This window comes from Rhodobium gokarnense, from assembly GCF_025961475.1.
In the GTDB taxonomy this organism is placed as follows: domain Bacteria; phylum Pseudomonadota; class Alphaproteobacteria; order Rhizobiales; family Rhodobiaceae; genus Rhodobium; species Rhodobium gokarnense.
The window spans coordinates 269,986-294,090 of sequence record NZ_JAOQNS010000004.1 but is presented as its reverse complement, the minus strand read 5'-3'; the positions used below and the strand labels follow the sequence as shown (position 1 = coordinate 294,090).

The window sequence follows — 24,105 nt, the reverse complement described above, 5'->3', positions numbered from 1 at the left end:
CGGTGCGGGCAGAGATCATTCCCACTCGATGGTCCCCGGCGGCTTCGAGGTGACGTCGTAGACGACGCGGTTTATTCCGCGGACCTCGTTGACGATGCGGGCGGAAACCCGGCCGAGGAATTCCATGTCGAAATGGAAGAAGTCCGCCGTCATGCCGTCGACGGAGGTGACGGCCCTGAGGCCGCAGACGAATTCGTAGGTCCGCCCGTCGCCCATGACGCCGACCGTCTGCACCGGCAGGAGCACGGCAAAGGCCTGCCAGATCGCGTCATAGAGCCCGGCCTTCCTGATCTCGTCGAGATAGATGGCGTCGGCCTGGCGCAATATGTCGAGCTTTTCCTTGCTGACGCCGCCGGGACAGCGGATGGCGAGCCCCGGCCCGGGGAACGGATGGCGACCTACAAAAGCCTCCGGCAGGCCGAGCTCGCGGCCGAGCGCGCGCACCTCGTCCTTGAAGAGCTCGCGGAGCGGCTCCACGAGCTTCATGTTCATGCGCTCCGGCAGGCCGCCCACATTGTGGTGCGACTTGATCGTCACCGACGGCCCGCCGGTGAAGGAAACGCTCTCGATGACGTCCGGATAGAGCGTCCCTTGCGCCAGGAACTCCGCGCCGCCGATTTTCCTGGCCTCTTCCTCGAACACCTCGATGAACAGCCGGCCGATGGTCTTGCGCTTGGTCTCCGGGTCGCTCTCGCCTTCAAGCGCGCCGATGAAGGTATTGGCCGCATCCACATGGACGAGCGGGATGTTGTAGTGGTCCCGGAACAGGCCGACGACTTCCTGGGCCTCGTTGAGGCGCATCAAGCCGTGGTCGACGAAGATGCAGGTGAGCTGCTCGCCGATCGCCTCGTGCAGCAGCACCGCGACGACGGAGGAATCGACCCCGCCGGACAGCCCGCAGATCACCCTTCCGTCGCCGACCTGGGCGCGAACCTTTGCGATCGCTTCATCGCGGAACGCGGCCATCGTCCAGTCGGCCTTGCAGCCGCAGATATCGACCACGAAGCGCTTCAGCAGCGCCGCCCCGTCCGGGGTGTGATAGACCTCCGGATGGAACATCGTGGTGTAGATTTTCCGGTCCTCGTCGGTGGCGACGGCAAAGGGCGCGTTCGGCGAGGTGGCGCGCACCGCAAAGCCCTCCGGCAGCCTTGTCACCCGGTCGCCATGGCTCATCCAAACCTGGTGCCGCTCGCCGACCGACCAGATGCCCTCGTAAAGCGTGGAGGGCTCGTGGATTTCGACGAAGGCGCGTCCGAACTCCGCCGCGTGGCCGCCTTCGACCATGCCGCCGAGCTGCAGGCAGGTGGTTTGCTGGCCGTAGCAGATGCCGAGGATCGGAAGGCCCGCCTCAAAGACAATGGGCGGCGCCGACGGCGCGTTCTCGTCCAGCACCGAAGCCGGCCCGCCGGACAGGATAACGCCCTTCGGCTTCAGCCGCTCGAACGCCTCACCGGCACTCTGGAACGGGACGATTTCGGAGTAGACCCCGGCCTCGCGCACGCGACGCGCAATCAGCTGCGTCACCTGGGAGCCGAAATCGATCACAAGAACGGTGTCTGTCATGGACATCGCATAAGCGAGCTTGTGCCCGTCCGCAAGACCGGCGGCCCTGCCGTCACCCGTTTTGTTTCCGCAGTGCGGTATGAAAGGCCTCGTTGGTCATTCGGCCCGCTGCATCAGAGCGACGAAGAACCCGTCCGTCTCCGTCGTCGCCGGCGTGAGTCGCGCGACCTCGCCGCGGTCCTTGAGAGTGACCCCGATCCCATCCGGCATCGCTGCGCCGGTCGCCGCCAGCCAGGCATCCGCCGGCGCCGTCAGCCTGAACCCGGGATTGGCGTCGAGAAAGGCCGCGATGCGGCCTTCGTTTTCGGCGGCAAGCAGCGAGCAGGTGGCATAGACCAGATGGCCGCCGGGCTTGACCAGCCGGGCGGCCTCGGCGAGCACCTGTTCCTGCTCCGCGATCCTCAGTTCCAGAGCCCCCGGTGCGACCCGCCATTTGGCGTCCGGCCGCCGGCGCCAGGTGCCGGTGCCCGTGCAGGGCGCATCGACCAGCACCGTATCGGCGCGACCTTCGAGGTCGGCGAGCGTGTCGCCGTCGGGTCCCCGGAGCTGGACATTTCGCACGCCCGCCCGCTTCAGCCGTTCGCGGATGTCGCCGAAGCGCCGCTGGTCGGCGTCGTGGGCGTAGATCTGGCCGGCATTGCGGGACTGGGCGGCAAGCGCCAGGGTCTTGCCGCCAGCGCCGGCGCAATAATCCACCGACTGGCCGCCGCCGAGCCCACCCGCAAGCAGTGCGGCAAGCTGGCTCGCCTCGTCCTGGACCTCGAACCAGCCCTTCCTGAAGGCGTCCTCCGACTGCACATGGGGCAGCCGCTTCGGCCCCTCCGGCGCGGCGATGCGAAGGCCGACGGGCGACAGCGGCGTCTCTGCGGCGTCGAAGCGCGCAAGTGCCTTGGCGACCTTCTCCCGGTCCGCCTTCAGCGTGTTGACGCGCAGGTCGAGCGGCGCCCGCCCGGCGAGCGCCCTGCCCTCCTCGACGGCGCGCTCCCCGAAGGCGGCGACGAATTCCGGCCACAGCCACTCCGGCACGTCGGCCCGCATATGGTCCGGCGCGCCCTCGGGGACATCACCCGAGAGCGCCGCCCGCTCGCCATCGCTCAAGGGCTCCGGCGCATGGCGGTCGTCACTGAGCACCGCATCGAGGTCTGCGATGTCGCGCCGCCACATCGTCCCGTAGGCGCCGAGCACCAGGGACCGGGCGCTCTCGTCGCCCATGCGCCAGGCCAGCGACAGCCGCCGCCGCAGCACGTCGAAAACGAGATTGCCGATCGCCGCCCGGTCGCCGGAGCCGGCGAAGCGGTGGCCAAGGCCCCAGTCCTTCAGCGCATCGGCCGCCGGGCGGCGCCGCGAGAAGATGTCGTCGATGATCTCTATCGCCGCCGTCAGGCGGCCGCCGTCCTTCATGCCGGTTCCTGTCTTGAATGGTGTGGAGATCGCCGGTATCCACGTCGACACCGGGTCCGGTCAAGAAGCTTCTTTGAAAATCGGCACACCAGCGATGGGAAAACACTGCAGCGCCCGTGAAATGGGCACCGACTAACTTTGCCCTTGTAATAAACAAGAATGCTTCTAAAATTATTTCCTAGGTATAAATCGGGAGTCTCCCATGCAGCGCCTTGCCCTTGAGCGCCTGTTGCGCAAGGCCGGTCTCAAGCCGACCGAGAAACGCGTCGCCATTGCCGGCCTTCTTTTCGACGGCCCGACCAAGCACGTCACCGCCGACGACGTCATGGAAACGGCGCGGCGCTCGCGCGTGCGCGTTTCCCAGGCAACCGTCTACAACACCCTCAACCAGTTCTGCGCGGCCGGCCTCCTGAAGCGCATCGTCATCGACAACTCCAGCACCTTTTTCGACACCAACACGGACGATCACCACCACATCTACAACGAGGACGACCATCGCCTGGTCGACCTGCCGATGATGGCGATCGACACCGACAAGCTCCCGCCCCTGGGAGACGGTGAGACCATCCGCTCGGTGGATATCGTCGTGCGCGTCGGCAACAAGTAAACCTTCCCGAACGTTTTCCCGACCAGGATCGCATTGCGCGGCCGGCCCCGGCCGGCGCTTGCGCCCGCGCGGCCCCGATCTCACGACACGCCCACATCACCCCGGTCGACGACCGGGCAGCGGCAGCTTCGGTCTGCGACACCGCCTTTAGAGCGTTTCATGCGACTACGGAAATCGCCCAAAACGCTCTAATGTCTTGTTCTTACGCGTATTCCGGTCCGAAAACCGGTTCCCGCTTTTCGGGAATACGCTTCTAGCGGGTGATCAGGTCAACCGAGCGCGCCGAGGAAATACCGGGCTGGATGATGTTCAGGAACTTGCCGAATTCTGCCGTCGGATGGTTGGCGACATAGAGGATGTCCTTGTCGCGCAACTCGAAATACCGGGCGTAGAAGAAGGCCTTCGGATCCTTGAAGTTGAGCCGGTAGACGACGGGCACCTTGTAGCCGGAAACGGCCTGCTCATCGACCTTGTCGCTGAGCTGCCGCGCCACTTCCACGTCCTCGAAGCGGAACAGGAACACGCCGCCGGCGTCGGCCCGCTTGTCGTCGAGGCCGCCGGCCCGGGCCAGAGCCTCGGCCAGCGTGATGGTCCGCGATTCGAACGGATACTCCTTGGTGGTCTCGACCGCGCCGAACGCCGTGAAGGTGCGCGGTGCGTGGGCCAGGAGGATATTGTCGTTCGGCGACAGGAAGATGTTGTTGCCCGGATAGTCGAAAAGGTTCTCAAGCACGGTGGTCGCGGTGCGATCCTTGCGCTTCAGCGTCACCACCGTCTCGTAGGTCGGGTATTTCGAGCCGCCCGCGCCGGCGATCAGATCGAGAATCCGCGTGCCGCGCAGCGAGATCGGATAGCGGCCCGGCTTGGAGATGTCGCCGACGATCACCGCGCTGTTGCTGACATTCCCCTTCACGTACACCAGCACCTGCGGCTGGATCGCCTTGTCGACGAGGTTGGCCTCGATGTTCTGGCGCACCGTCTCCACGGTCCGCCCCGCCACCCGCATCCGTCCGGCATAGGGAATGAAGATCATGCCGTTCTCGTCCACGATGGCATCGACGGTCGTCTTCTTGCCGTTCTCCGTGGAGAACAGGCCGTCCTCGCCCGCTTCCCAGATTGCCACGGAGATGCGGTCGCCGACGCCGAGGCGCTGGCCGTTACCCGGCGCGCCGACCTTGAAATTGCGGGAGAATTCCGTCAGCCGGTACTGGCCGGCCACGTTCGCGCTGTTGGCGTCGATGGTGACGAAAATGTATTCCGTCTGCGGCAGCGACTCGATGTCTTCCGCGCTGATATCCATCGCCGACGGACCTTCGCTCGGAAGCCCCGAACAGCCGCCCAGAAATCCGACAATGGCAAGCGCGAAAAGGAGTTTGTGATGCATGGGTTTATGTCGTTATTGCACGCAGTTGCTTACCATCGTCATGGCGCATCCGCCATATCCGCGAAATTAGTCGGACGGGTTTCCGAGATCCCCGTTGCAGTGGCGCCACACCATTGCGCCAGTCCCCTTTGCCGCCGCGTCCGCAAGTCGGAAGAGACGGTCATTTTCGGATAGTCGCAAGGCATTTTTTTAAAAAAACGCGATGCGCCAGCCATGGTCCCCGTACCCAGTGTCGCCGCATCCTGGTTAGCATGCGGTGAAGGGAAAAGGTAAATGCCATATGAACCGCCTGTCCAGAAACGCCGGACGGCGGGCGGTTAAATCATGTGATCGCGGATACTCGCGATCGCCAGCGAGCCGACACCCCAGATCAGGAAGGCGCCGCCGAAAATGATCAGCGTCCAGCGCAGGCGCTCCGGATAGAGCGCGTCCTGCGGCAGCCGCGGATTGACGAACACCGCCAGATAGCGCTGCTGCCGGTCGGCCTCGATTCGCGCACGCTCCAGCGATGCCAGGGTCGACACATAGGCCTTCTGGGCGAACTCCTGCTCCGTGACCAGTTCCTCGTAGCGCTTCAGGTTCTCGTTCAGCGACTCACCGCCCGTCGAATCGCGAAGCGCCAGCTTCGTCCGTTCGTCGAGAATCTGCTTCTTCAACGCCTCGATCTGGGTCCGCATATGGATGACGCGCGGCGCCGTATCGCCCATCGACATCAGGGCCGTGCTCAATTCCGTTTCCCGCTTGGCCAGTTGGCCCTCCAGCGAGGAAACGATGGCGTGCTCGGTCTTGGCCGTGAGCGACGGATCGATGATCTTGCTCACCTCGCGGAAACGGGAAATCGCGACGCGCGCCAGGCGCAGCCGGTTTTCGGCCCGCGCCACTTCGGAGCGAGCCTCGTTGACCGCGTCATCGCGCATTTTCCGGGAGAGCTCGTTGATCAGCCGTTCGCTGCGGGCAATCACATTCTCGGCGACCAGCTTGGCATCGGCCGGCGTAAACGCCCGCACTTCCAGAAGGATGATCCCTTCGGTCGAATCGAAATAGACGCTGACCATGCTCTTCCAGTAGTCCATGAAGGACTCCACGGACCGGTCGGCGCCGGCCCGGGCAATGAAGTCGGCCTCGTCCCGATTGTAGATCTGGCGCAGGTTGATTGCCTCGTCGAGCTCGTCGACGAGTTCGCGCGAATAGATGTACTCCGTGACGATATAGGCGTCCGATGCCGTCGACGAGGTGCTGCCGACGCCGGCGAGCAGGCCGCCGATGACGTCCGTGCCGCCGCCGGATTCGGCGCTGCGGATCGCGAACCGGGCCTCGGCCGCATACTGATCGGAGGCGATGAGGAAGAAATAGATCGCGGCGAGCAGCCCCGGCACGAGCACGAACAGCGCCAGCGACTTGCTGACCGAAAGGCGCGGCTTTTTCTTGCGCTGGATCTTGCGGCCGGAGCGCTTGCGTTCCGGCTTCATCTGCGCGTCGTCTTTCTTCTTGGCCTCGGTGGTGAAGACCGAAGGGTCCAGTGCCAGCCGTTTCAGCCTGTCGGCAGAATTGGGGATTTCCAGCATGAGCTAAAGGGCCTTGTAGATTTCGATCGCCTCGTGGAGATCGTCATAGAACTCCAGCCGGCCGTTGTTCAAGACCGCCGCGGTATCGCAGTAGGATATGATCGTCTGTACGGAGTGCGAAATCATGATGACGTCGGCCGTCTCGCGCCGGGCGGAAAACTCCGCATGGCATTTGTCCCGGAAGCGCTTGTCGCCGACCGCGGTGAGCTCGTCGATCAGGTAGCAGTCGAACTCGATCGCCATGCTCATGCCGAAGGCGAGCCGCGCCTTCATGCCCGACGAATAGGTCTTCACCGGCATGTCGAAATAATTGCCGAGCTCGGCGAAATCCTCGACGAACGTGATCACTTCCTGCGGATCGGCGTTGTAGATGCGGCTGATGAAGATGCAGTTTTCCCGCGCCGAGATGTCGCTCGCGAAGCCGCCGCCGAAGCCGAGCGGCCACGACACCCGGCCGCCGCGCCGGATCGAGCCCTCCGTCGGATGTTCGACGCCGGCGAGCAGGCGCAGCAGCGTCGACTTGCCGGTACCGTTCTTGCCGAGGATGGCGAGGCTGCGCCCCCGCTTGACCTTGAAGTCGGCGTCGCGAAGGATCGTCTTGGTGCCCTTCTTGGTCCGATAGGTCTTCGTCACCCCGTCGAATTCGACGATATATTGCTCGCGCTCGGCGCGTGCGGGGGCCAGCGCACCGATCCTGCCGGCCAGTGCGCCCACCTTGGCGCCCACCTTGTCGCCGATGACGGCACGCTTTTCGGCGAGCGGCGCCAGCCTTTCGACGCCGCTCTGGAACAGGCGCGTCGCATGATTCCTGGCGCTTTCAACGATCGCGTCGGCCAAAAATGCCCCCTTGGAGTACAGTCTGTGGATGATGCCGATCGCATATTCGCCAGACGATCATGACCTTACGATGGCAGTCGCCAAGGCACCAAACCACGAGAACCCAAAGAAAGGATTACAACATTACCGGCCCGCCCGTCCACCGTCGCGGCCGCCGGAGCGAGTCTTTCACATGCAGCAATCGGCACGGGAGGCGGTTCGCCCGGCGCTCCTCAGACGCCGAGATAGGCCTCGCGGACGCGCTCGTCGCGCATCAGATCTGAGGCAGGGCCGGTGAGCGTGATGTCGCCGGTCTCGATGACATAGCCGCGGTCGGCGATGCTGAGCGCGGCAAAGGCGTTCTGTTCGACCAGGAACACCGTGGTCCCGGCATCGCGCAGCCGGGTGATCGCCTCGAAGATCCTGTCGACCAGGATCGGCGCAAGCCCCATCGACGGTTCGTCGAGGAGAAGGAGCTTCGGATCGCTCATCAGCGCCCGGCCGATCGCCAGCATCTGCTGCTGGCCGCCGGAAAGGCCGGCGGCGAGCGACTGGCGCCGTTCGCGCAAAACCGGGAAGCTGTCGTAGACCCGCTCGAGGAACGCCGACGTCTCGCCGCGGTTGCGTCGGTAGGCGCCGAGGCGGAGATTATCCTCGATCGTCAGCGAGCCGAAGATCTGCCGGCCCTCCGGCACCTGGGCGATGCCGCTCTCGACGCGCCGGTGCGGCCCGAGCCGGGTAACGTCCACGCCCTCAAAGAGCACCTTGCCTTTCGTTACCGGCTGCACGCCGGAGATGGCACGCAACAGCGTCGTTTTGCCGGCGCCGTTGCCGCCGACGAGCGAGACGATCTCGCCGGCATCGACGGCGACGTTGACGCCGTGCAGCGCCTCGATGCGGCCATAGGCCGAGCCGAGCCCCTCAACCGAAAGCACGGGCGGCCTCCTTCGATCCGTGGCTGCCGAGATAGGCGGCGATGACGTCCGGGTTCCGGCGCACGGTCTCGGCCGTCCCCTCGGCCAGCGTGCGGCCATAGTCGAGGACGTGCAGCCGGTCGGAAATGCGCATGACGAGCTTCATGTCGTGTTCGACAAGGACGACGGTGACGCCGTCCCGGGCGATCTGGTGGATGAGCGCATCGATCTCCTCCGTCTCGACCGGGTTGCAGCCGGCGGCGGGCTCGTCGAGCAACAGTACCTTCGGATCGGCGGCAAGGGCGCGGGCGATCTCCAGCCGCTTCAGCGCGCCATAGGGCATGGACCCGGCGGCCGTGTCGGCATAGGCGGCAAGGCCGACGCGCGACAACAGCTTCAGCGCCGCGTCGCGCGTCGCCGCGTTCTGGCGGGCAACGGAAGGCAGCGCCAAAAGATGGGCGAATACGTTCATTTTCTCGTGGCGATGGCAGCCGACCATGACGTTTTCCAGCGCCGTCATGCGAAAGAAGATCTGCAGGTTCTGGAAGGTGCGCGACAGGCCGCGGCGGGCAAGCAGATGGGGACCGACGCCGGTGACGTCCCGGCCTTCCAGGAGCACCTTGCCGTGCTTCGGGGTGTAGACGCCGGAAATGAGATTGAAGAGCGTCGTCTTGCCGGCCCCGTTCGGGCCGATGATGGAGAACACCTCGCCGGCATTGACGGCAAAGCTGACATTGTCGACGGCCTTGAGGCCGCCGAACTCGATGCCGAGGTCTTCCACGGAAAGGATGCTCATGCCGCACCCCTCCCCGCAATGAGACTGCGCAGCCCTGGCACGATCCCCGCCCGAAGGAAGATCATGAAGACCATCATCAGGAGGCCGAGCAACAGGTGCTCGTAGTCATGGAACATGGTCAGGAGCTGGGGCAGCACGACGAGGACCGCGGCGCCGACGACAGAGCCGAGGATCGACCCCATACCGCCGAGCACCACCATGGTGACGAGTTCGATGGAATGCAGGAACCCGGCCGTATCCGGCGTGATGAAGCCGTTGAAAAGCGCCAGGGCCGAGCCGGCGAGCGCGGCATAGACGGCCGAGACGACGAAGACGACGAGCTTCATGCGGGCAACGTCGATGCCGGCGACCCGGGCCGCGATCTCCGAATCGTGGACGGCGCGCAGCGCCCTCCCCGTCGGCGAATCGACAAGGTTGACGGCGACCCAGGCGCCGACGACGAGCATGGCCCCCGCGATCCAGTACCAGAGCTCGGCCGTCTTCACCTTCAGCCCGAAGGCGGATTTCAGAAGCTTCTTGATGCCGAGGGCGGCAACGGTCATGCCGTCCGGACCGCCCGTGACCCAGGCCTCGTTGTTGATGACCATGGCAACGAGGATGCCGAAGCCGAGGGTCGCGACGGCGAGATAGTGCCCCTTGAGGCGCAGTATCGGCCGGCCGACCAGATAGGCGATGAGCGCAGAGACGATGGCGCCGATGACGACGGCCAAAATGCCGGGAACGCCAAGCTGCGCCGGCAGGACTGCGGCCGCATAGGCGCCGATGCCGAAGAAGCCGGCATGGCCGAGGCTGACCTGGCCGGCATAGCCCATCAACAGGTTGAGCCCGATGACGGCAAAGGCCGAGATCCAGACCAGCGTCGCGATGCGCAGGTAAAAGCTCGACGGCAGCACCAGCGGCAACAGCGCGACGAAGACAATGAGCACGGCCGGCACGGCGAGGCGATGGTTGAGGAGTGCGGACATCTAGACGCGCTCCACGCTGGCCCGCCCGAACAGCCCGGTCGGCAGCACGAAGAGGGTTAGCAGAATGACGACGAAGGCGATCGCGTCCTTGTAGTCCGACGAGAGATAGCCGGCGCCGAAGGCTTCCAGCAGCCCGACGACGAGCCCGCCGACGACCGCGCCGAGCGGGTGGCCCATGCCGCCGAGCATCGCCGCGGCAAAGCCCTTCAGGGCCAGCAGCGTACCGACGTCGTAGCTGGTCAGCGTGATCGGCGTGACGAGCACGCCGGCGACGGCGCCGATGGCGGCCGACAGTGCAAAGGCAAGGCTCATGATCATGCCGGTATTGATGCCGACGAGCTTTGCCGCCAGCCGGTTGGCCGAGGTGGCAAGCACCGCCTTGCCGATCAGCGTGTGGTTGAAGAACGCCCACAGGAGAACGACGATGACGACGGCGCCGCCCATCACCCAGAAACTCTGGGGCAGGATCGAGGCTCCGCCGACGACGATCGGCGTGTCGCCGGAGAAGGCCGCAAGCGTATGGAACTGCTTGTCGAACACCACCTGGGCAAGGCCGCGCAGGAAGATCGAGGCGCCGATCGTGATGATGATGAGCGTGACGGACGAGGCCCCGCGCGCCGGCTCGATGGCGAGCCGGTGCAGCAGGAGGCCGACGCCGACGGCCCCGAGGATCGCCAGCACGACGGCGACCGGGATCGGCACACCGAGGGCGGTCAGGAACACCGTCGCCATGCCGCCGATCATGACGAACTCGCCTTGCGCGAAATTCACCACGTCGGAGGCGTTGTAGATGATCGTGAAGCCGAGCGCGACGAGCGCATAGACGGCGCCAACGGTCAGGCCGGAGAAGGCGAATTGCAGGAATTCGGCCATCTCTTCCCCCTTACGGAAAAGCGGATTGCGGAAATGCCAAGGAAAACCGCGGGCCGACGGCTGGTGAAGGCGCCGGCCCGCGAGATGGCCCCTGGGGGCTATTCGGCGATCGTCCAGTCGCCGTTCTTGACTTCCAGCATCCTGAAGGCCGTCAGGTCGAGGCCGAGATGGTCGTCCGCGCTCATGTTGACGACACCGGCCGTCCCCATGAAGCCGGAGGTCTTCTCGATCTCGTCGCGAATCGCCGCCGGATCGGCCGAGCCGGCGCGCTTGATCGCCTCGACCAGCATCATCAGGCCGTCATAGGCGTGGCCGCCGAAGGTCGAGACGGGCTCACCCGTGGCGCCCTCGTACTTCTCCTTGTAGCCGACGACGACGGATTTCTGCGGATCGTCGTCCGGCAGCTTGTCGGCAACCAGCAGCGCTGCGGCCGGCAGGCGGACGCCCTCGGCGGCATCGCCGGCAAGCTCGATGAAGCTCTTGGAGGCAACGCCGTGGCTCTGGTAGAGCGGAACCTCGATGCCGAGCTGCTTATAGTTGCGGGTGACGATCGCCGGACCCTGGCCGAAGCCGGGATTGACGACGGCCTCAAGCCCCTCGGTGTTCTTGATGTTGGTGAGCTGCGGCGTCATGTCGGAATCCTTGGCGCCGTAGGTCTCGTCGGCAACGATCTCCACATCGTAGTTGCCGGCAACCGCCATGCACTGGTCGCGCATCGACTTGCCGAAGCCGCCGGTGCCGGAAATCATGCCGACCTTGGAGATGCCCCGCGTCTGCATGTCCTCGAAGATCTTCTCGCAGGCCATCTTGTCGGTGTGCGGGGTCTTGAACACCCATTTCTTCACCGGGTCGATGATGACGACGGCGCCGGCGAGCGAAATGAACGGAATTTCGGCCTCCTCGAAGACCGGGATCATCGCCATGGTGGTGCCGGTGGTCGAGCCCCCGACGACCGCGACGACCTCGTCCTCTTCGACGAGCCGGGTCGCGAAGGTGCGCGCCTGGTTGGCGTCGACGCCGGAATCATAGGCGACGAGTTCGATCTCGTTGCCGTCGACGCCGCCGGCCGCGTTGATCTCCTTGACGTAGAGTTCGAGCGTCTTCATCTCCGGATCGCCGAGGAACGACGCCGGACCGGTGGCCGAAAGCACCGTGCCGATCTTGATCGTGTCGGCGGAAGCGGTAACGGCCCCCAGCGACAGTGCCGCGACCGACACCGCGGCAGCTCCCAGAAGGTTGGTCAGTTTCAGGGTCATTTTTTTCCTCCCAAATGCCCGTTATTGGACTTTATTGGTCTTATTTTTAGCGACACGCCGGGGCGAAAGCCGTGCGGCGCATCGTCTTAAGCGGGTACGCCGAGCTTTATGCCTGGCGGCGCACCGTGGCAACGCGGAACCGATTGGCGACGAACGCCGCATCGGTCAGGCACGCATTGCCGGCCGGGTTGGCCCCGGTCACGTGGTAGTCGCTGAAGGCGGCCGACTGGTTGACGTAGATGCCGCCCGTCAGATTGACCGACAGCGGCACGCCGGCATCGGCGAAGGCCTCGCTTGCAGCATCGATGACCGCCTCGTCGGTCGAGTAAATCGCCGCCGTGATGGCGCCGCGCGATTTCGCCGAGCCTGCGGCCCGGGCAATCGCGGACGCGGTTGTCGACGTCGCGACGATGAATGAGATCGGCCCGAAACGTTCGGCCAGATAGGTATCCTCGTTGAACCCGTCGACGGCGAGAATGAGCGGCGTCGCCGTGCGCGCCGCGCCGGCAACCGCGGGATCCACCGGCCCGGAATCGCGCACGATGCGCCCGAGCCCGCGGCTCTCGGCAACCCGCTCGGTGGTCGCCGGGTTCTGGATCGCACCGAGGATGCCGAGCGCACGGTTCGGCTCGCCGAGGAGTTTGTCGACGGCAGCGGCGATGCCGGCGGCCACCTCGTCTAGGGTCTTCGTGCCCTCGTCAGTCTCGATGCCGTCGCGCGGCACAAAAATATTCTGCGGCGCGGTGCACATCTGGCCGGAATAGAGCGACAGCGAAAAGGCGATGTTGGCACACATGCCGCGGAAATTGTCGGTGGAGTCGATGACGATGGAGTTGACGCCGGCCTCCTCGGTGAAGACCTGCCTGCCGGCGCCGTGTTCGCGGACCCAGGCGCCGAAGGCCGGCGAGCCCGTGAAGTCGACGATGGCGATGTCCGGATGGGTGACGAGTTCCTGCGTGATCGGCGCGTCCGCCTCGTCGACGGCAAGCAGCAGCACATTCGGATCGAAGCCGGCTTCCGCGAGCACCTCACGACCGATCCTGACCGTCAGCGCCAGCGGCAGGATCGCCTTCGGATGCGGCTTGACGATCACCGGATTGCCGGTGACGAGGCTGGCAAAGAGCCCCGGATAGGTGTTCCAGGTCGGGAACGTGCTGCACCCGATGACGAGCGCAATGCCGCGCGGGATCACCTTGAACGTCTTGTCCATGACGAGCGGGCCGTGCTTGCCCTGGGGCTTTTCCCAGCGCACCGCGCCCGGCACCAGCGACATCTCGTGATACGCATAGGCGACGGCCTCAAGGCCACGGTCCTGGGCGTGCGGACCGCCGGCCTGGAACGCCATCATGAAGGACTGGCCGGAGGTGTGCATCACCGCGTGGGCCATCAGGAAGGTCTGCGCGTTGATGCGCGACAGGATTTCCAGCGCAACGCCGACGCGGTCCTCAACGCCCGCCGCCGCCCAGCCCTTGCCGGCGGATTTCGCCGCCGCAATCAGCGTGTCGGTCGTTGCCGCCGGATAGGTGATGCCGAGGGTAAGGCCGAAGGGCGAGTCCTCCTTGCCGGCAAGACCCGCATCGCTCGGCTGGACGAGGTCGAACGGCGAACCAAGCATCGCCTGGAACGCGGCCTCGGCGTCCTCCTTGGCGGTCTCGCCATAGACCGACTTCGAGGGAACCTCCGGATAGGGCGTCCAGAAGCCGCGCGTCTTTGCGGCCTCCACGGCCTTTTCCAGGGTGTCGCGATGCGTGTCGAAAAACGCCGGCATTCCGTCTCTCCCTTTGTCGGCGCGTCGTCGGGCAGTGCCGGAAATGCGGCGGCCCGCGCGGCCTTTTTTCTCGGTGAGGAAGCCGCAACCCGGCTGGTTTCCGCCGGTCGGAGCCGTTTCGTCACAACCGCCGCGACGCCGTGTTGACTTCCTCAAGTCCCGCCCATAATAATTTACCGACCGGACGGTCAGTCAAGCCCTCATTTTCGCAAACGTGAAAAAAGAAGGGCCATCGAAACGGCATGCGAAACATGACATGCCGGCAACAGGGAGGACCACGACGACATGGACGATACACCCATCCTGGTGGAGCTGCGCGAGGGCTATCGCGTCATCACGCTCAACCGGCCGGACCGTCTGAACTCCTTCAACGAAGCGCAGCACAAGGCGTTCTTTGCCGCCGTTGCGGATGCCGAGGCGGACGCGGCCTGCGGCGCACTCGTCATCACCGGCGCCGGCCGCGGCTTCTGCGCCGGCCAGGACCTTTCCGACCGGGTGACGCCGGAGGGCGGGGAGCCGCCGAACCTCTCGGTCACCATCGAGACGTACTACAATCCGCTCCTGAAGAAGCTGCGCGCCCTGCCCTTCCCGACCATTGCCGCCGTCAACGGCGTTGCCGCCGGCGCCGGCGCCAATATCGCACTGGCCTGCGATATCGTCATTGCGGCGAAATCCGCGAAATTCATCCAGGCCTTCGCCAAGATCGGGCTCATTCCCGATTCCGGCGGCACCTGGTCGTTGCCGCGCCTTGCCGGCGCCGCCCGCGCCCGCGCCCTGGCGCTGACCGGCGATCCGCTCACCGCCGAGACCGCCGCCGACTGGGGGATGATCTGGAAGGCCGTCGACGACGACGCGCTGATGGCCGAAGTCACCGCCCTCGCCGAGCGCTTCGCGGCCGGCCCGACTGTCGGCTACGACCTCATCAAGCAGGCGCTCGATGCCTCGGAAACCAACGACTTCGCCACCCAGCTCGACCTGGAGCGCGACCTCCAGGGCAAGGCCGGCCGCACCCCGGACTATGCCGAGGGCGTGCGCGCCTTCATGGAAAAGCGCCCCCCCAATTTCGTCGGCCGCCGCAAGGGCTGAAGGAGAATCCCCTTGAATATCAGCGATCCCAACGTCCTTGCCCGCGCCTGCGCCGATGCCATGTGGCCGGACGACAAGGCCGCCCAGGCGATCGGCGTCACCGTCTCCGACGTGGCGCCCGGCCGGGCGACGACAACCTTCACGGTGACGGAGGCGATGGTCAACGGCCACGACATCTGCCACGGCGGCTACATCTTCATGCTCGCCGACACCGCCTTTGCCTATTCCTGCAATACCTATAACCAGCGAACCGTCGCCCAGCACTGCTCCATCGATTTCATGGCCCCGGCCCATAGCGGCGAGACGCTGATAGCCCGCGCCGAGGAGCGTTCGCGCGGCGGCCGCTCCGGCATCTACGACATCTCCGTCACCACGTCTGACGGCCGCAAGATTGCCGAATTCCGGGGCCTGTCGCGCACCATCAAGGGCACCCTCGTGAACACAGCAAGCGACGAAGGAGCGCCCCAGTGAGCGAAGCCTATCTCTGCGCGGGCATCCGCACCCCCATCGGCCGCTATGGCGGCGCGCTCTCGCCCGTGCGCCCCGACGACCTCGCTGCCCATGTCATCAGGACGCTGATGGAGTCCGTCCCCGGCCTGCCGGCGGATAGAATCGACGACATCATCTTCGGCTGCGCCAACCAGGCCGGCGAGGACAACCGCAACGTCGCCCGCATGGCCGGCCTCCTTGCCGGACTGCCGGAGACGGTACCCGGCACCACGGTCAACCGGCTCTGCGGCTCCGGCTTGGATGCCCTCGGCATTGCCGCGCGGTCCATCAAGGCCGGCGAATGCGACGTGGTGATTGCCGGCGGCGTGGAATCCATGTCCCGCGCGCCCTTCGTCATGAACAAGGCAACGAGCGCCTTTTCTCGTAATGCCGAGATCCACGACACCACCATCGGCTGGCGCTTCGTCAACCGGCTGATGAAATCCCAATACGGCATCGATTCCATGCCGGAGACGGCAGAAAACGTCGCGGAAGACTTCGACATCTCCCGCGCCGACCAGGACGCCTTCGCATACCGCTCCCAGCAGCGCGCCAAGGCGGCGATGGAAAGCGGCCGGATGGCCAAGGAGATCGTCCCGGTGACGATCCCACAGCGAAAGGGCGACCCCATCGTCGTCGATACCGACGAGCACCCGCGCCCCTCGACCACCCTGGAACAGCTCGCCAAGCTGCCGACGCCCTTCCGCGACGGCGGCTCGGTAACGGCGGGCAACGCCTCCGGCGTCAACGACGGCGCCGCCGCGCTGCTGGTTGCCTCGGAGGCGGCGGTGAAGGCCTATGGCCTGACGCCGATTGCCCGCGTCACCGGCATGGCGACGGCCGGCGTGCCGCCGCGCATCATGGGCATCGGCCCGGCCCCGGCGACCGAGAAGCTGCTGGACCGGCTCGGCCTGAAAATCACCGACATCGACGTCGTCGAACTCAACGAGGCATTTGCCGCCCAGGCCCTCGCGACCTTGCGCCGTCTCGGCCTGCCCGACGATGTGGAGTACGTCAATCCGAATGGCGGCGCCATCGCGCTCGGCCATCCGCTCGGCATGTCCGGTGCGCGCCTGGCGCTCACCGCGGCAATCGAAATGACCGAGCGCGATGCGACCCGGGCGCTCGCCACCATGTGCATCGGCGTCGGCCAGGGCATCGCCCTGATGCTGGAACGCCCCTGACGACGAACGACAACGCCGCGACCGGCAACGATCGGTCCGGCACCGGAAACGACAACGACAAGGCCCGCGCACCGCAAAGCCGGCGACGCGGCCGACCAGAGACGGGAGAAACGCCGTGGAAGATTTAACGCCGGCAAGGGACACCCTTGCGCCGATCGAGACCGCCTCGCGCGACGAAATCGCCGCCCTGCAGCTCGATCGCCTGAAATGGACCCTTCGCCACGCCTATGAGAACGTGCCGCACTACAGGACCAGCTTCGACGCCGCCGGCGCCCATCCGGACGACCTGAAGGACCTTGCCGACCTCGCGCGGTTTCCGTTCCTGCAAAAGCAGGACCTGCGCGACAACTACCCCTTCGACCTCTTTGCCGTGCCGATGGAAAAGGTCGCCCGCGTCCATGCCTCCTCCGGCACCACCGGCCGGCCGACCGTCGTCGGCTACACCCGGAACGACATTAATGTCTGGTCGGAAGTGGTCGCGCGCTCGATCCGCGCCGGCGGCGGGCGTCCGGGCTGGAAGGCCCATGTCGCCTATGGCTACGGCCTCTTCACCGGCGGTCTCGGCGCCCATTACGGCGCGGAGGAACTCGGCTGCACCGTGATTCCGGTCTCCGGCGGCATGACGGAACGCCAGGTGCAGCTCATCACCGACTTCCGGCCGGAACTGATCATGGTGACGCCGTCCTACATGCTCTCCATCCTCGACGAGTTCCGCCGCGAGGGGATCGATCCGCGCGACACCTCGCTGAAGGTCGGCCTGTTCGGCGCCGAACCCTGGACCGACGCCATGCGCCGGGAGATCGAGGACGCCTTCGACATGCATGCGGTCGACATTTATGGGCTGTCGGAGGTGATCGGCCCGGGCGTCGCCCAGGAATGCGTGGAGACCAAGGACGGCCTCCACATCTGGGAGGATCACTTCTATCCGGAGATCATCGATCCCTTGACCGGCGAGGTGAAGGAGGACGGCGAGGAAGGCGAACTGGTCTTCACCTCGCTGACCAAGGAGGCGATGCCCGTCATCCGCTACCGCACCCGCGACCTGACGCGACTGATGCCCGGCACCGCACGGTCCATGCGGCGCATGGAAAAGGTCACCGGCCGCTCAGACGACATGATGATCATCCGCGGCGTCAACGTCTTCCCGACCCAGGTCGAGGAGCAGATCCTGAAATGCCGGGCGCTGGCGCCCCACTACCAGATCGACCTGACCCGCGACGGCCGGCTCGACATCATCACGGTCAACGTCGAGGCCCGCGACATCGACGTCACCCGCGACGGGCGCACCGACGCGGCGAAGGAACTGGCCCACCACATCAAGTCCGTGGTCGGCATTTCGGCACGGATCAACGTCACCGATCCCGATTCGATCGAGCGCTCGGTCGGCAAGGCGCGCCGCGTCATCGACAAGCGCCCGAAAACCTGAACAACGGCGGCCCGGCGCGTCCGGGCCGCACCCCATTGGCGAGACAGCGAGGACCGACATGGCAAGACCGCGCGCCCAGGACCACACGGAAAAGCGCGAAGCGATCTACCAGACCGCGGCCCGGCTGTTCGCCGAGCACGGCTATGACGGCACCTCCATGAGCCAGATCGCCGAGGCCTGCGGCGTCTCCAAGGCCCTGCTCTACCACTATTACGACAACAAGGAAGCCGTCCTCTTCGACATCGTCGACGACCATCTGGAGCGGCTGCTTCAGGCCGTCGGCGAGGTCGGCGAGGACCATCCCAGTCCCCGCGAAAGGCTGGAGGCACTTTGCATCGCGCTGCTGGAGGCCTATCGCGACGCCGACGCCGAACACAAGGTGCAGATCAACGACCTGAAGAGATTGCCCCACGCCCGCCAGGACGAACTGAAGGCCAAGGAGCGCGCGCTCGTTGCCATCTTCTCCGACGGCATCCGCGGCGCCGTCCCTTCGCTGGGCGGCGGCAACCCGCTCCTCAAGCCCGTGACCATGTCGCTCTTCGGCATGCTCAACTGGCAGTTCCTGTGGTTCCGGCCCGACGGTCCGATCAGCCGGCGCGACTTCGCCCGCCTCGCCACCCAGCTCGTCATCGAAGGCGCGACCGGCGTCGAACTGGAACACCTGAAGCGGGGGGATTAAGAGGTCTCCCCCTCCCATCCGCACAGCCTCAAGGCCGCCGCCATATCCTCCGGCACCGGGGCCGTGACCGTCACCGCCTTCTGGCCCTTGCCACCGGGCACCGAGATGGAGCGCGCGTGGAGGTGCAGGCGCGGACCGCCGTCAACGCCCTTGCCGTAGATCGGATCGCCGAGGATCGGCCAGCCCTTGGTCGCGCAATGGACCCGGAGCTGGTGCGTGCGCCCGGTCTTCGGGGAAAGCTCCAGAAAGGAAAACCGGTCGGAGCGGCCGAGCACCGTGAAAAAGGTCTCGGCCGGCTGGCCCTTCGGATCGACGCGCATCCACCAGCCCCTGCCCTTGGTGCGCTTGGAAAGATTGAGGGCGATGCGCCCTCGGTCGGTCTTCGGATGGCCCTCGACGACGGCCCAATAGGTCTTCTGCACCCGCCCGGAATGGAACATGCGGCCGAGCCGGTTGAGGGTCTCCCGGTCGCGGCCGAGGACGAGGCAGCCGGAGGTGTCCTTGTCGAGCCGGTGGGCGAGGCCCGGCCGCCGCGGCCCGCCGAGCCGCAGCGCCTCCAGCCCGTCCTCCAGCGTCAGCCCGCCCTTCGGCCCGGCATGGACGGCAAGTCCGGCCGGCTTGTCGATGACAATGACGTGGTCGTCGCGATAGAGCACCCGGTCGAGAAGCCCGAGCGGATCGGTCGCTTCGGCCACGGGCTCGCTGGTAGCCGGAAGATCGTCGGCAGGCGGCCTGACCGCCCGTTCTGTCTGGCGGCCCGGGCGCTGTCGTCGTCGCCCTCCCCGCTCTTTTCCGCTTCCCGCCATCCTCAGGCGAACCGGCTATGGAACTGCGGGCCCGGTGCCGGCAGCGGACCGGTCTCGGAGGCCGCATGGGCGTCGAGCCAGGCCTCCGAAGCACTGACCAGAGCGCTGTAGATGCGCCCGCTCATGTCGCGCGCCCTTGCCCCCGGCCAGTCTGCCGGCAGCAGTTCCGCCGGCAGCGCCGGATCGCGGAGCAGGATGCGACGGAATTCGTGGATCATCAGGATGCGGGCAAGGAGCGCATCGAGCGGCGGGAACTCGGCGCCCTCTTGAAGCGCCGCGTCGAGATCGGCGAACTGTCCGCAGAACCGTTCATAGCCACCGGCGATCCGGTCCAGCGGCCAGACCCGCGCCGCCAGCCGCCGCGCATCGTCCGGGTCGACAGGAACAGCGTCGAGAACGAGCGCGTCGGAATGCCCGAGATCGGGTCCCGCGCGCCCCTCCGGCGCGATCATCACCATCGGTGCCAGGAGCCCGTAGCCGGCCTCTTCCAGCGGCTTTCGTGCCGCCGCCCGGTCCGGGTCACCGCCGTCGTCGAGGACGGCGATGCGGAACCGTCCGTTCCAGGTGTTCGCAGGCGCGTTGTAGATGCGCTCCGTCGCCGCGGCAAAGGCATCGCGGCCGCGCGCCGACAGCGCGTAATAGCTGCGCCGCCCGATCCGGTGCCGCGTCAGCCAGTCGTCGGCGCTGAGCCGCGAGACGGCCGTGCGCACCAGGCCGGGCGCGACGCCAACCGCCTGCATCAGCGTAATCAGCGTACCGACCCACAGCGTTCCCCCGCGGGGCACGATGGCATCGCCATAGATCGTGACGATCAGAGACCAGGTGCGGATCGGCGTCCTGGCGTGAAAGGCCGAAATCAGCGCCTCGACCTCGGGTCGAAGCGGCGGGGCGGTTTCGGCGGGAACGAGCGCTCGGTCGGGCATGACCGGTGGATAAGCCGAGCGGTTCCGATTGGCAACACTTCAAAAGCGAACGCGCGGGCGTCGATAAGCCGGCTTGAAAAGCGGCGGCGAACGCGATCTTCTCCGCCAGGAAACGAACCGGCCCCATGGGCGAAAGGACAAGGCGCGTGATCATCACGGTCGGCGAAGCGGTGGTGGACTTCCTGCCGGAGCGCAATCTCGACGGCGCCCGCACCTTTCGTCCCGTGCTCGGCGGCTCCGCCTTCAACGTCGCCCTCGGCCTCGGCCGGCTCGGCGTCCCGGTCGGCTATGTCTGGGCATTGTCGAGCGATCTCTTCGGCGCGCGCTTTGCCGAAGCGCTCGAAGAAGCCGACGTCGACACCGACCGCATCGTCTTCGTCGACGAGCCCTCGACGCTCGCCTTCGTCGGCATCGACAAGGGCGAGCCGCATTTCGATTTCTTCGACATCGGCTCGGCCGGACGCCAGTTCGATCCGGCCGACACCAGCCCCCTCGGCGGCGACGTGGAACTCGTCCATTGCGGCTCCTACGTGCTCGGCACCGAGCCGATCGGCTCCTTCGTCGAGGATTTCATCTCCGACGAGGTGGAAGAACGGCTGATCTCCCTCGACCTCAATATCCGCCCGAAACTGGTCGACGACGAGGCCGCCTACCGCCAACGCCTGACGCGGATGGTCGACCAGGCCGACATCGTCAAGGCGAGCATGGACGACATCCGCTGGCTCTATCCTGGCCAGCCGCCGGAAATGGTGATGGAATACTGGCTGGAAGGCGGCGCCACCATCGCCATCATCACCCGCGGCGACCTCGGCGTGCATGTGGCGACCGACGATTTCGTGCTGTCCAAGCCCGCCCATGCGGTCGACGTGCGCGACACGCTGGGCGCCGGTGACGCCTTCATGGCCGGCTTCCTCGCCGGCCTCGTCGATGCCGATGTCCTGACCGCGGAAGGCTTCAAGGGCCTCAACGAGGACCGGCTGGAGCACGCCACCATCCTCGGCCAGCGGGTCGCCGCCTATGTCTGCACGCAGGGCGGCGCCGATATGCCCTGGCGCTACGAGGTCACGGGCTGAGCGCGCTGCAGCTTACGGCGTGACCGGAGCGACGCGCAGCCCCTCCGGCACCAGGGCCTCGCGGCCGTTGACGGCATCGGCGTCGATGCCCGCCATCTGCCGGTATTTGGCGATCATTTCCATGAGTTCGCCGCGCGGCGCCACCTCCTCGATGGCCGAAAAGCCGTCCGGCGCCCGCTCGTCGGCGATCTGCAGGATCTGCTCCGGGCCGTTCTGGCGGTTGGCGAGCGTGATCCGCTTCGTCGTCAGGCGCCGGGCACGTTCATAGTCGGCAAGCGCCTCCGCGGTCTCGCCGGCAAGCGCCACGGAGCGCGCGATGATCCGCGCATCGATGATCGCTTCGCTGGCGCCGTGGGTGCCGACGGGATGCATCGGATGGGCGGCATCGCCGATGAGCGTCGCCCGGTTCCTCGACCAGCCGTGCAGCGGATCGCGGTCGATCATCGGGAACTCGTAGATGCCCTTGGCGGCGGCGACGAGCCTCGGCACGTCGAGCCAGTCGAACCGCCAGTCCTCGAACGCCGGCAGGAAATCGATCGGCTGGCCGGGCCGGTTCCATTCCTCCTCGCGCCACTCATGCTCGGAGCGGAACCGCAATTGCGCGATCCAGCTCACCGTCGTCACGTCCGGATCGGGGCCTGCCAGCGGATAGCAGACGAATTTCTGGCCGGCATTGCCGGCGACCGCGATGGTCCGGCCATCGAGGAGATCGATGCCCCGCGACATGCCGCGCCACAGGATGGCGCCGTTCCAGATCGGCTCGCCCTCTTGCGGGTTGAGCGACCGGCGCACCGTCGAGGCGATGCCGTCCGCGCCGATCAACAGCGAGCCGTCGAACCGGGCCACCGCCCCGCCGTCGGACTTGTCGCGGAAAGCGGCCGAGACCGCGTCCTCGCCATTGTCGAAGGACAGGAGTTCGCAGCCGAGATGGACGTTGTCGCGGCCGATCCGCCGCCGTGTTTCCGCAACCAGTGCGGTCTGCAGCACGTCCCGCGGCACGGCGTATTGCGGCCAGCGATAGCCGCCCTCAAGACCGCTCGGTTCCTGGAGAATGCGCTGGCCGAGCCGATTGTGGTAGGCGACGGCGGAGAGCGGGATGCCGATTTCGGCAAGGAGACCGGCAAAGCCGAGATCATCCAGTTCCCGCACGGCGCCCGGCGAGAGCACGATGCCGACTTCCAGCGGGCGCGCATGCAGCACCCGCTCGAACAGCTTCACCTTCACGCCGACCTGGTGAAGGCTGAGCGCGGCGACAAGTCCGCCGATGCCGCCCCCGACGACCAGCACACCCATGGCGTCCCCCCTGGGATCGCGTCATTTGGTGCCGCGCCCGATCCCGACAATGATCGTCGGCGCGGCCTGACTGGGCCGCAGCCTAAAACATAACGGGCTGTTTTTCCTAATCGGAATGTGTTTCGGCGTATTTCGCAACGAGGTCGCGGGCGGCCTTGGTCAGCGCCGCACCGTCGATGCCGCGCGCCGCCATGTCCTCTTCCCAGGCGGTAACCACCGACGCAGCCGCGGCTTTCCAGCGATTGGTCTCGGCCGCGTTGAGGGTGATGAAGGTATCGCCCCGGTCCTGGGCGCGACTTTTCGCCCGTCGGTCCGCCTCGTCCATGATCCGGCCGATTTCGGCCGAGACGTCGGCCCCGGAATTGGCCTCGATCACCGCCTGCAGGTCCTTCGGCAGCGCCTCGAAGCGCTCCCGGCGCATGGCGAAGATCAGCGGCACCGTGTAGAGGCCGCGCGCGCCGCTGAACTCGGTATGGGCATCGACGGCATCGATGATGCCGAGCGTCCCGATGATCTCCCAGGGGGCGAGCGTCCCCTCCACCAGGCCCTTCTTCAGGGCCGGCATGACATCGGAGACCGGCATGCCGACGGCGATCGCGCCGAGCTTGACCATCATGGCGTTGACCATGCCCGGCGGGCCGCGCAGCTTCAGCCCCTCAAGGTCCTCCAGGCTGGCAACGCCCTTGCCCTTGACGTGGATGCGGCCGGGGCCGTGCACGTTGATGGCGATGACCTTGTAGTCGGCATATTCCTCGCCGAGATGCGCCTTGAAGAAATCCCAGGCCGCCCGCGAGGTCGCCTCGGCGCTCGCCGGCAGGAACGGCATTTCCAGCGCCTCGGTGCGCGGAAACCGACCGGGCGAGTAGCTCGGCACGGCATAGACGATGTCCGCCGTGCCGTCGGCGAGCTGGTCCATGAGCGCCGGCGGATGGCTGCCGAGTTCCATCTCCGGATGGATCGAAAAGGCGATGCGTCCGTTCGAGGCGGCTTCGACCTTCCTCGCCCAGGGCGCGATGAATTCGGCCGGGACCGGTGCATCGGCCGGCAGGAAGTGGTGGATTTTGAGGGTGACGTCGGCGGCAAGGGCAGGCAGTGCAAAGAGCGCCGCCACAAAGACGATGCCCGCCAGCGGCACCGCAATGCCGAGAGGCAGCCGCCCGTGGCGGCCACGCAATGCCGCGCCGTCCGATCGAATTGTCATGCCGCACCGGCCCTCCGTTCGGACGGAGCCGCACCGG

The 24,105-nt window shown here is 66.3% G+C and carries 22 protein-coding genes; 7 read left to right on the top strand and 15 right to left on the bottom strand.

The genetic code is table 11. From position 1 onward, the window contains the following. Nucleotides 1-15 precede the first annotated feature (15 nt). Both guaA and M2319_RS08965 read right to left on the bottom strand, forming a co-directional pair. Nucleotides 16-1,563 (bottom strand): glutamine-hydrolyzing GMP synthase, encoded by a 1,548-nt coding sequence (gene guaA / locus M2319_RS08970; RefSeq protein ID WP_264601121.1) that lies wholly within the window; start codon nt 1,561-1,563, stop codon nt 16-18. Between the two features lie 96 nt (nt 1,564-1,659). Then, nucleotides 1,660-2,964 carry an RsmB/NOP family class I SAM-dependent RNA methyltransferase gene (locus tag M2319_RS08965; RefSeq protein WP_264601120.1) on the bottom strand — a complete coding sequence of 435 codons (1,305 nt, stop codon included), beginning with the start codon at nt 2,962-2,964 and terminating at the stop codon, nt 1,660-1,662. A 202-nt stretch (nt 2,965-3,166) separates the two neighbouring features. On the opposite strand from M2319_RS08965, the gene irrA reads away from it, so the two are divergent. Then, nucleotides 3,167-3,571: an iron response transcriptional regulator IrrA gene (irrA, locus tag M2319_RS08960; RefSeq protein WP_264601119.1), complete on the top strand. Its 405-nt coding sequence runs from the start codon at nt 3,167-3,169 to the stop codon at nt 3,569-3,571. 253 nt (nt 3,572-3,824) lie between these two features. On the opposite strand, the gene M2319_RS08955 is transcribed toward irrA, so the two are convergent. The 9 genes from M2319_RS08955 to paaN all read right to left on the bottom strand — a co-directional run bounded on the left by M2319_RS08955 (nt 3,825) and on the right by paaN (nt 13,908). Beyond that, the gene (locus tag M2319_RS08955; RefSeq protein ID WP_264601118.1) at nt 3,825-4,955 is read right to left on the bottom strand and encodes a polysaccharide biosynthesis/export family protein; all 1,131 of its coding nucleotides are present in this window, start codon (nt 4,953-4,955) and stop codon (nt 3,825-3,827) included. 317 nt (nt 4,956-5,272) lie between these two features. Then, complete coding sequence (locus M2319_RS08950) at nt 5,273-6,520, bottom strand: hypothetical protein (protein ID WP_264601117.1); 1,248 nt, start codon at nt 6,518-6,520, stop codon at nt 5,273-5,275. 3 nt (nt 6,521-6,523) lie between these two features. Next, the gene (locus M2319_RS08945) at nt 6,524-7,171 is read right to left on the bottom strand and encodes an ABC transporter ATP-binding protein (protein WP_319801775.1); all 648 of its coding nucleotides are present in this window, start codon (nt 7,169-7,171) and stop codon (nt 6,524-6,526) included. 398 nt (nt 7,172-7,569) lie between these two features. Continuing rightward, on the bottom strand, nt 7,570-8,271 hold the full coding sequence (locus M2319_RS08940) for an ABC transporter ATP-binding protein (protein ID WP_264601116.1): 702 nt from the start codon (nt 8,269-8,271) through the stop codon (nt 7,570-7,572). Then, on the bottom strand, nt 8,258-9,046 hold the full coding sequence (locus M2319_RS08935; RefSeq protein ID WP_264601115.1) for an ABC transporter ATP-binding protein: 789 nt from the start codon (nt 9,044-9,046) through the stop codon (nt 8,258-8,260). The genes M2319_RS08940 and M2319_RS08935 overlap by 14 nt, the downstream gene beginning before the upstream one ends. Continuing rightward, nucleotides 9,043-10,011, bottom strand: coding sequence for a branched-chain amino acid ABC transporter permease (locus M2319_RS08930; protein ID WP_264601114.1), 969 nt, complete (start codon nt 10,009-10,011; stop codon nt 9,043-9,045). The genes M2319_RS08935 and M2319_RS08930 overlap by 4 nt, the downstream gene beginning before the upstream one ends. After that, complete coding sequence (locus M2319_RS08925; RefSeq protein ID WP_264601113.1) at nt 10,012-10,884, bottom strand: branched-chain amino acid ABC transporter permease; 873 nt, start codon at nt 10,882-10,884, stop codon at nt 10,012-10,014. Between the two features lie 98 nt (nt 10,885-10,982). After that, nucleotides 10,983-12,140 (bottom strand): ABC transporter substrate-binding protein, encoded by a 1,158-nt coding sequence (locus M2319_RS08920; RefSeq protein WP_264601112.1) that lies wholly within the window; start codon nt 12,138-12,140, stop codon nt 10,983-10,985. 106 nt (nt 12,141-12,246) lie between these two features. Next, entirely contained in the window at nt 12,247-13,908 is a 1,662-nt protein-coding gene (gene paaN, locus M2319_RS08915) for a phenylacetic acid degradation protein PaaN (RefSeq protein ID WP_264601111.1), read from the bottom strand. 285 nt (nt 13,909-14,193) lie between these two features. Between paaN and paaG the strand changes: the two genes are divergently transcribed. The 5 genes from paaG to M2319_RS08890 all read left to right on the top strand — a co-directional run bounded on the left by paaG (nt 14,194) and on the right by M2319_RS08890 (nt 18,772). Continuing rightward, nucleotides 14,194-14,994: a 2-(1,2-epoxy-1,2-dihydrophenyl)acetyl-CoA isomerase PaaG gene (gene paaG, locus M2319_RS08910; protein WP_264601110.1), complete on the top strand. Its 801-nt coding sequence runs from the start codon at nt 14,194-14,196 to the stop codon at nt 14,992-14,994. 60 nt (nt 14,995-15,054) lie between these two features. Next, on the top strand, nt 15,055-15,465 hold the full coding sequence (paaI, locus tag M2319_RS08905) for a hydroxyphenylacetyl-CoA thioesterase PaaI (protein ID WP_264601263.1): 411 nt from the start codon (nt 15,055-15,057) through the stop codon (nt 15,463-15,465). Next, nucleotides 15,462-16,667: a 3-oxoadipyl-CoA thiolase gene (pcaF, locus tag M2319_RS08900; protein ID WP_264601109.1), complete on the top strand. Its 1,206-nt coding sequence runs from the start codon at nt 15,462-15,464 to the stop codon at nt 16,665-16,667. Before paaI ends, pcaF begins: the two co-directional genes overlap by 4 nt. Nucleotides 16,668-16,782: 115 nt before the next feature. Continuing rightward, nucleotides 16,783-18,093, top strand: coding sequence for a phenylacetate--CoA ligase PaaK (paaK, locus tag M2319_RS08895; RefSeq protein WP_264601108.1), 1,311 nt, complete (start codon nt 16,783-16,785; stop codon nt 18,091-18,093). 58 nt (nt 18,094-18,151) lie between these two features. Continuing rightward, on the top strand, nt 18,152-18,772 hold the full coding sequence (locus M2319_RS08890; RefSeq protein ID WP_264601107.1) for a TetR/AcrR family transcriptional regulator: 621 nt from the start codon (nt 18,152-18,154) through the stop codon (nt 18,770-18,772). Here M2319_RS08890 and M2319_RS08885 read toward each other — a convergent pair. Then, entirely contained in the window at nt 18,769-19,467 is a 699-nt protein-coding gene (locus M2319_RS08885; RefSeq protein WP_264601106.1) for an RluA family pseudouridine synthase, read from the bottom strand. The two genes, M2319_RS08890 and M2319_RS08885, sit on opposite strands and share 4 nt — an antisense overlap. Before the next feature lie 113 nt (nt 19,468-19,580). Beyond that, nucleotides 19,581-20,501 carry a phenylacetic acid degradation operon negative regulatory protein PaaX gene (gene paaX, locus M2319_RS08880; RefSeq protein ID WP_264601105.1) on the bottom strand — a complete coding sequence of 307 codons (921 nt, stop codon included), beginning with the start codon at nt 20,499-20,501 and terminating at the stop codon, nt 19,581-19,583. A 146-nt stretch (nt 20,502-20,647) separates the two neighbouring features. Here paaX and M2319_RS08875 point away from each other — a divergent pair, with 146 nt between their 5' ends. Further along, nucleotides 20,648-21,574, top strand: coding sequence for a carbohydrate kinase family protein (locus M2319_RS08875; protein ID WP_319801772.1), 927 nt, complete (start codon nt 20,648-20,650; stop codon nt 21,572-21,574). 12 nt (nt 21,575-21,586) lie between these two features. Here the strand turns inward: M2319_RS08875 and M2319_RS08870 are convergent, their stop codons facing one another. Next, nucleotides 21,587-22,867, bottom strand: a complete 1,281-nt coding sequence (locus M2319_RS08870) for an FAD-dependent monooxygenase (RefSeq protein ID WP_264601103.1) — start codon at nt 22,865-22,867, stop codon at nt 21,587-21,589. A 106-nt stretch (nt 22,868-22,973) separates the two neighbouring features. Further along, nucleotides 22,974-24,068: a TRAP transporter substrate-binding protein gene (locus M2319_RS08865; RefSeq protein WP_264601102.1), complete on the bottom strand. Its 1,095-nt coding sequence runs from the start codon at nt 24,066-24,068 to the stop codon at nt 22,974-22,976. Between the last annotated feature and the right edge of the window lie 37 nt (nt 24,069-24,105).

Coding starts and splice junctions, on each gene's coding strand:
- guaA (WP_264601121.1), bottom strand. CDS start 1,563: ATGACAGACACCGTTCTTGTGATCGATTTCGGCTCCCAGGTGACGCAG.
- M2319_RS08965 (WP_264601120.1), bottom strand. CDS start 2,964: ATGAAGGACGGCGGCCGCCTGACGGCGGCGATAGAGATCATCGACGAC.
- irrA (WP_264601119.1), top strand. CDS start 3,167: ATGCAGCGCCTTGCCCTTGAGCGCCTGTTGCGCAAGGCCGGTCTCAAG.
- M2319_RS08955 (WP_264601118.1), bottom strand. CDS start 4,955: ATGCATCACAAACTCCTTTTCGCGCTTGCCATTGTCGGATTTCTGGGC.
- M2319_RS08950 (WP_264601117.1), bottom strand. CDS start 6,520: ATGCTGGAAATCCCCAATTCTGCCGACAGGCTGAAACGGCTGGCACTG.
- M2319_RS08935 (WP_264601115.1), bottom strand. CDS start 9,046: ATGAGCATCCTTTCCGTGGAAGACCTCGGCATCGAGTTCGGCGGCCTC.
- M2319_RS08930 (WP_264601114.1), bottom strand. CDS start 10,011: ATGTCCGCACTCCTCAACCATCGCCTCGCCGTGCCGGCCGTGCTCATT.
- M2319_RS08925 (WP_264601113.1), bottom strand. CDS start 10,884: ATGGCCGAATTCCTGCAATTCGCCTTCTCCGGCCTGACCGTTGGCGCC.
- M2319_RS08920 (WP_264601112.1), bottom strand. CDS start 12,140: ATGACCCTGAAACTGACCAACCTTCTGGGAGCTGCCGCGGTGTCGGTC.
- paaN (WP_264601111.1), bottom strand. CDS start 13,908: ATGCCGGCGTTTTTCGACACGCATCGCGACACCCTGGAAAAGGCCGTG.
- paaG (WP_264601110.1), top strand. CDS start 14,194: ATGGACGATACACCCATCCTGGTGGAGCTGCGCGAGGGCTATCGCGTC.
- paaI (WP_264601263.1), top strand. CDS start 15,055: ATGTGGCCGGACGACAAGGCCGCCCAGGCGATCGGCGTCACCGTCTCC.
- M2319_RS08890 (WP_264601107.1), top strand. CDS start 18,152: ATGGCAAGACCGCGCGCCCAGGACCACACGGAAAAGCGCGAAGCGATC.
- paaX (WP_264601105.1), bottom strand. CDS start 20,501: ATGCCCGACCGAGCGCTCGTTCCCGCCGAAACCGCCCCGCCGCTTCGA.
- M2319_RS08870 (WP_264601103.1), bottom strand. CDS start 22,867: ATGGGTGTGCTGGTCGTCGGGGGCGGCATCGGCGGACTTGTCGCCGCG.
- M2319_RS08865 (WP_264601102.1), bottom strand. CDS start 24,068: ATGACAATTCGATCGGACGGCGCGGCATTGCGTGGCCGCCACGGGCGG.